The sequence below is a fragment of the Mesorhizobium sp. M4B.F.Ca.ET.089.01.1.1 genome, from assembly GCF_004022605.1.
Classification (GTDB): domain Bacteria; phylum Pseudomonadota; class Alphaproteobacteria; order Rhizobiales; family Rhizobiaceae; genus Mesorhizobium; species Mesorhizobium abyssinicae.
On the sequence record NZ_RZOS01000330.1, the window covers coordinates 1 to 6591 of the forward strand.

Genomic DNA, 6591 nt, shown 5'->3' on the forward strand with positions numbered 1-6591 from the left:
GCATCAGCGCGATCAGGAACTCGTTCCAGACCAGCACGAAGCTGAACGCGATGGCGCCGGCGAGCGAGCGCGCCGCGACCGGCAGCGCGATCCGCCAGAACACCGAATAGGCGCCGTAGCCGTCGACGAAGGCCGCTTCCTCGATTTCCTTCGGCACGCTTTGGAAGGCCGGAATGGCGAGCCACATGATCACCGATATGGTGAGCAGCGAATAGGTGACGATCAGCGCCGGCAGCGTGTCGTAGAGGCCGATCTGCAGCCAGATCACCATCAGCGGAATGGCCACCGCCACCGGCGGCAGGAAGCGCAGCGACAAGACGAAGAACTGGATGTCGCCGGCGAAGCGGTTGGGATAGCGCGCCACCGCGTAGGCCGCCGGCAGGCCGAGAACGACGCCGATCAGCACGGCCAAGCCGCAGGCGACGACCGAGTTGTAGAGCCCGGTCATCACGCTGTCGCGGCCGATTATGTAGCTGATGTTGGCAAGCGTCGGCGTGAACACCAGGCGCGGCACCCGCGTGATGATGTCGACGTTGTTCTTCAGCGCGTTGAGCGCCGTCCAGACGAGCGGGAACACGGCGAGGAATCCGGCCAGCGCCAGGATGGCCTTGGCGATCAAGCGGCCCGGTCGCATGCGGTACCGCCTCATGCCTGCACCCGCTTCCACAGCATGGTGAAGGTGATCACTGTGGCGATCATCATCAGCACCGCCATGGCCGAGGCGTAGGAGACCTTGCCGGACTCGATGAAGCCTTGCGAGAACGCGTACATGTCGAGCGTCTCGGTCGCCACGCCCGGCCCGCCGCGCGTCATCACATAGATCAGGTCGAAGGAGCGCAGCGACTCGATCATCTTGACGAACATCAGGCTGATCAGCGGCGCCTTGAGCATCGGCAGGGTGACGTAGGCATGGATCTGCCAGCGCCTGGCATGGTCGAGCCGCGCCGCCTCGATCGGCTGCGGCGGCAATGTCTCGAGCAGCTTCAGCACGATCACCGCGAAGAACAGACCCCACTGCCAGACATCGACCGAGGCGACGGCGAACAGGGCGGTCGAGGCCTTGGAGAGCGGATCGACGATCAGGCCGCCGGTGACCAGCCGGTAGGGATAGGTGGCGATGCCGTAGAGCGGATGGTAGGCGAACTTCCACACGAAGGCCGCCGAAACGCGCGGCAAAAGCACCGGGATGATGAACAGCAGGCAATAGATGTTGCGCAGCCGCGGCGACGCGACTTCGAACATCAGCACGCCGAGGCCGATCGCGACCACCATGGTCGCCACGACGGTGACGATCTCCCATTTGACCGAGACCCAGACGGCGTTGAGGAATCGGCGGTCGAGGAAAAGGTCGGCAAAGTTCGAGAACCAGACCCAGGAATAGCCCGGCGTGCTCAGTTCGCGGTTCTGCAGGGCGATGACGATGGCGTAGAGCGTCGGCACCATCGACAGCACCAGGAGAATGGCGAGCGTCGGGACGAGAAAAGTGACGGGCAGGAAAGAGCGTCGGCGCATGGCCTATCCTCGCGGGCCTTTCGGGTGTTGGCGGTCGTGAGAAGATCCGCGGCGCGCAGGTCCCGGCATTCCGGCGAATGCCGTGGACCGCGCGCCGCGGGTGGGAGGAATTACTTCTTCTTCACCAGCTCGTTGGCATAGGCCTCGAGCTCGTTGAGGCTGCCCTTGATGTCGGTGCGCGTGCCGGTGACCAGCTCTTCGAGGATGATGCCCCAGCGGTCGCCGAGATCCGGCCAGCGCGGATCCTGCCAGAAGTTCACCGCCGTCACCTTGCCGGTTTCGGCCAGCGCCTGGCCGAGATCGGCGCCGTAGATGTTGGCGAATTCCTTGCTGGACAGGATGCTGGTGCGGTTGAGCTCGCCGAACTGGTGCGCGTCGAGCCGGCGCTTCTCGTTCTCCTTCGATGTCGCCCAGGCGACGAACAAGCCGGCGCACTTCTTCGAGGCGTCGTCCGGATTGGCCTTGGTCGCGATGGCGAGGCCATGGCCGTAGCCGCCGCCGGGCAGTGGCGCGGGCGGCGGCAGGAAGCCGACCTTGCCGACCACCTGCGAGGTCTTCGGATCGACCGCCATGCCCGACAGCGGCGTCGATTCGACGAGGATGGCGACCTGGCCAGATAGGAAGGCGCCGGTCGATTCATCCCAGCTGCCGGTCTGCGTGCCGGGCGCCGAATCCTTGAACAGCTTGAGGTAGGTCTCGGTCGCCTTGACCGCGGCATCCGAATTGAAAGCCGGCTTGTCGCCGTCGAACCACTTGCCACCATAAGCCTTGAAGTAGGGCATCCAGCGCCAGACATTGGCGCCCGAGCCGCGCGCGCCGCGCAGCGCGATGCCATACATGCCCTTGTCGGCATTGGTCAGCTTCGGCACGTCGGCGAGCAGCTCGTCCAGCGTCTTCGGCGGCTGGATGCCGGCGGCCTCCAGAATGTCCTTGCGATAGACCATCAGGTCGCCGCCGCCGGTTAGCGGCGCGAACCAGACCTTGCCGTCATAGGTGGCGACCTTCTGCCGGCCGGGATCGAAATCGGCGAAATCATATTCAGCCGGATAATAATCGGCGAGCGGCGCGATCCAGCCGGACGACGCGAACAGCGCGACATTGGCTTCGTCGACATAGTAGACGTTGTAGTTGCCGACGGTGGACGCATCGGCGCGCGACTTTGCCCGGCGGTCGTTCTCGTTGAGGTAGTCGATCTGGAAGCCGGCGCCGGAGAGCTTCTTGAACTCGTCCTTGGAGTCCTCCAGCAGCGTCAGTCCGTCGCGCGGCTGCGCCAGCACCTTGACCGGCGCCGAGCAGACCGGCGCCTGCGCCAGCGCCATCGTTGAAGCGGAAGCGGTAAGCACGAAAGCTGCGCCCAGGCTGGCAGCGAGCCGAGTTGATTTCATTGGTTTTTCTCCTCCAGGAATCGTCGCGGGAAGCGGCTGTCCTCGGGCTAAGCGACCCTCACCGTCGCCCGAGCGACTTGCCACCCGTCGCCAAAATGAGGAGTTGCTAAGGGGGAGGCTAGAAGCCCCGTTGCAGTAAACCTGTACTTTTATGCATTGTGCGGCGCAAAAAACCGCCAAGGCGGGACCGACCTGTCACACGAGTATCAGTGCTGTTTTGGGAGTCGGTTCTCGACCGGATCAGGCCCGCATCGCCAGCCGCTGCCGCGACAGCTTGCGGTAGGATGACGGCGTCATCTTGTGCTTGCGCAGGAAGGCGCGGTTGAAGTTGGAAATGTTCATGTAGCCGACCTGGAAGCAGATGTCGGTGATCGGGATGTCGGTATCGGAGAGCAGCTTACAGGCCTGCCACAGCCTGAGTTTGGCGACATGGTCGCTGAAGCTGTTGCCTGTGTTCTTCTGGAAGAAGCGCGAGAATGTGCTTTCGCTCATCCCGGCCAGCTCCGCCACATCCGGCAGCTTCAGGTCCTCGGCGAAGTGCTGGAACAGATAGGTCAGCGTGCGCTGGATGATGTCGAGCGATTGGGCGTCGAGCAGCGGCGAGAAATCGGGCGACGACAACAGCTCGTATTCGTCGGTCCTGGCCAAGAGGTCGACCAGCTCGAGGAACAGGCAGAGCCGCGGCAGCCCGTGCACCGTGCCCATCTGTTCCATCAGCGCGGCGCCGTCGATTGCCGACTGTCCGTGGAAGACCATGCCGCGCAGCGACCGCTCCAGGAACGGCTCCAGCTCGCGCAGCTCCGGCAGCAGGCCGGCCGAGCCGCGCAGCCGCTGCGGATCGAACTGCAACACGATATCGCGCCCTTCGATCAGCTCGCCGGGCTGCACGGCCGTCACCCAGTCATGCGGCAGGCCACCGCCGACGATCGCCAGGTAACCCGGCCCGAACTCGCCGATATGGTCGCCCACCAGCGCCACGCCCGACGATTTCCTGAGCAAATGGATTTCGTATTCCGGATGGAAGTTCCAGACGTTGCGTTCCCACGGATAGTCGTCCAGACGCCACAGGAAACTGTCGCTCGCTTCGGTGACGATATGCTCGAAGGAGGGCACGGTGCGCGGGATCGCGGCGGTATTTTTCCCTTGCCTGAACGTCATCCATTCCTCCCGTCCCGGAAACCCGTAGCAGGCTCCGCGCGGCAAGTGAACGAGGCGCCGGCGCCGCTGGCTCAATGGTTCGCCGCCCGTCCTCCCTTGCCTTCATGTCGCATTTCGTTCAATAGACGACGCAAACGGCGCCATTTTGCGTCGTTTGTGTGCGGCTTCCGGGCTCTGTCCCGACGCGCCGTGGTCTGAAGAGCAGGACAATGTCTGCGATCGAAGCCGGCGCTCGCGCGCCGGAAAATCTTTGGCGTCAGGAAATCAGGGCAACGCTTGCGCTTGCCTGGCCGATGGTGCTGACCAATCTCGGCCAGACCGCCATGACCGCGACCGACGTCATGATGATGGGCCGGCTGGGGCCGGATACGCTGGCAGCCGGCGCGCTCGGCGCCAACCTCTATTTCATGCCGCTGATCTTCGGTCTTGGCCTGATGCTGGCGACCTCGCCGATGATGGCGACCGAGCTCGTCGCCGCCGCCATTCGGTGCGCGACCTGCGCCGCACCGTGCGCCAGGGCCTGTGGCTGGCGATCCTGATTTCGATCCCGATCTGGGTCTTCCTCTGGCACGGCGAGAGCGTGCTTCTGGCCATGGGCCAGGAGCCCAGGCTGGCGCATCAGGCCGGCATCTATCTGCGCTGGCTGGAATGGGCGGTGCTGCCCTTCTACGGCTATATCGTGCTGCGTTCCTTCATCTCGGCGCTGGAGCGGCCGGGCTGGGCGCTGGTCATCGTCTTCGTCGCCGTCGCCTGCAACGCCTTCTTCAACTGGGTGTTCATGTTCGGCAATCTCGGCGTCGCGGCGATGGGCATTTCCGGCTCCGGCCTCGCCACCACGCTGTCCAGCACGCTGATGTTCTGCGGCCTGGCGGCGGTGCTGCTCGTGGAGAAAAAATTCCGCCGCTACCACCTGTTCGGCCGCTTCTGGCGCTCCGACTGGCCGCGCTTCAAGGGTCTGCTCAGGCTCGGCCTGCCGATCGCCGGCATCCTCGCCTTCGAAGTGACGATCTTCAACGCGGCGGCACTGCTGATGGGCCTGATCGACGCGGACTCGCTGGCCGCGCACGCCATCGCCATCCAGATCGCCTCGATCTCCTTCATGGTGCCGCTCGGCCTCAACCAGGCCGTCACCGTGCGCGTCGGCCTTGCCCATGGCGCCGGCAACCCGGAAGGCGTTTCGCGCGCCGGCTGGACCGCTTTCATCATCGGCGTTTCCTCCATGGCGTTGATGGGGCTGGTGATGATTCTCTGGCCGCATTTGCTGATCAGCGCCTTCATCGATCTGAGCGATCCGGCCAATGCCAGGGTGATCGCGCTTGCGGTCTCCTTCCTGGTGTTTGCGGCACTGTTCCAGATCTTCGATGGCGCGCAGGCGGTGGCGGCCGGCATGCTGCGCGGCCTGCACGACACCAAGGTGCCGATGATCTACGCCGCGATCGGCTATTGGGGCATCGGCCTGCCGCTCGGCGTGCTGCTCGCCTTCCATTTCGGCTTCAACGGCGTCGGCATCTGGATCGGCCTGGCGTCGGGGCTGGCCGTGGTGGCCGCGCTTCTGCTGGCGCGCTGGCTGCGGCGCGACCGGATCACGCCGCAGCTCGCCTTCGGGCATTGATCCAACAGAAAGGCCGCGGGTCGCCCCGCGGCCGTTCCCATTCGATTGCAGGCTTGCTTCAGTTGCCGTCGGAAGACATGGCGCCGAGCAGCCTGCGGATGTCGCCGAACCTGGCGATCGAGCCGAACACCAGCGCCGCCACCGCGACGAAGAACACCGACACCGCGGCCATGGTCGGCGTGTAGCCGTAGCGCAGCGCGTTGAAGATCTTGATCGGCAATGTCTCGGTGGTGAAGCCGATCGTCATGTAGGCGACGATGTATTCATTGAGCGACAGCACGAAGGCGAAGGCGTAGCCCGAGACGAGATAGGGCAGGATCAACGGCAGAACCACGGTCTTCAAGACGGTGCGGTCGTCGGCGCCCATGGTCGCCGCCGCCTCGACCAGCGAGCGGTCGATCGAGGCAAAGCCCAGCGACAGCGTCACCAGCGGCAGCGTCACGAAGAAGATCGCGTGGCTGATGATGGCGGTGAAGAACTGGCCGAACAGCCCGACCGTCGCCCAGAAGCTCAGGAAGCCGAGCGCCGTGATGACCGGCGGCAGGATGAAGGGTGCCAGCCCCAGCACCTGGAAGATGTTCGCCCATGGCGCGATGCGTCGCCACAGGAACCAGGCAAGCGGCAGCGCGATGGCCACCGCGATCGCCGCCGAGCAGACGGCGAGCGTCACCGAATGGATCAGCGCCAGCCGCCATTCCGGATCGGTGAAGATCTGCGCGTACCAGGCGAGCGAGAAGCCGACCGGCGGGAAGGTGAGTTCCTGCCGCGAATTGACCGAGACGCCGGCGACGACGATGAGCGGCGCTGCCAGGAACAGCGCGACGAGGCCGAAATAGAGGCGGCGGAGCCAGGTCTCGATCATAGCGCGTTCTCCCTGCGTCCGACGAGCAGCGTCATGCCGACCAGTGCCAGCGAGATCAGCAC

The 6591-nt window shown here is 64.8% G+C and carries 5 protein-coding genes and 1 pseudogene; 1 reads left to right on the forward strand and 5 read right to left on the reverse strand.

What is annotated here, in order from left to right; genetic code table 11:
- The 4 genes from EN780_RS24585 to EN780_RS24600 form a co-directional block, all read right to left on the reverse strand.
- Positions 1-634: carbohydrate ABC transporter permease (locus tag EN780_RS24585; protein ID WP_133372697.1), on the reverse strand; the 634-nt coding region annotated here is incomplete at its 3' end.
- A gap of 11 nt (positions 635-645) precedes the next feature.
- Complete coding sequence (locus tag EN780_RS24590) at positions 646-1512, reverse strand: sugar ABC transporter permease (RefSeq protein WP_127392171.1); 867 nt, start codon at positions 1510-1512, stop codon at positions 646-648.
- A gap of 110 nt (positions 1513-1622) precedes the next feature.
- Positions 1623-2897: an extracellular solute-binding protein gene (locus tag EN780_RS24595; RefSeq protein ID WP_127392172.1), complete on the reverse strand. Its 1275-nt coding sequence runs from the start codon at positions 2895-2897 to the stop codon at positions 1623-1625.
- Between the two features lie 240 nt (positions 2898-3137).
- On the reverse strand, positions 3138-4055 hold the full coding sequence (locus tag EN780_RS24600) for an AraC family transcriptional regulator (protein ID WP_128275572.1): 918 nt from the start codon (positions 4053-4055) through the stop codon (positions 3138-3140).
- Between the two features lie 209 nt (positions 4056-4264).
- Between EN780_RS24600 and EN780_RS24605 the strand changes: the two are divergent.
- Positions 4265-5667, forward strand: a pseudogene (locus EN780_RS24605) (MATE family efflux transporter).
- 58 nt (positions 5668-5725) lie between these two features.
- On the opposite strand, the gene EN780_RS24610 reads toward EN780_RS24605, so the two are convergent.
- On the reverse strand, positions 5726-6526 hold the full coding sequence (locus EN780_RS24610) for an ABC transporter permease (protein ID WP_127309085.1): 801 nt from the start codon (positions 6524-6526) through the stop codon (positions 5726-5728).
- Between the last annotated feature and the right edge of the window lie 65 nt (positions 6527-6591).

Excerpts from the sequence above, each read along its gene's own strand:
- EN780_RS24590 (WP_127392171.1), bottom strand. The coding sequence starts at position 1,512 with ATGCGCCGACGCTCTTTCCTGCCCGTCACTTTTCTCGTCCCGACGCTC.
- EN780_RS24595 (WP_127392172.1), bottom strand. The coding sequence starts at position 2,897 with ATGAAATCAACTCGGCTCGCTGCCAGCCTGGGCGCAGCTTTCGTGCTT.
- EN780_RS24600 (WP_128275572.1), bottom strand. The coding sequence starts at position 4,055 with ATGACGTTCAGGCAAGGGAAAAATACCGCCGCGATCCCGCGCACCGTG.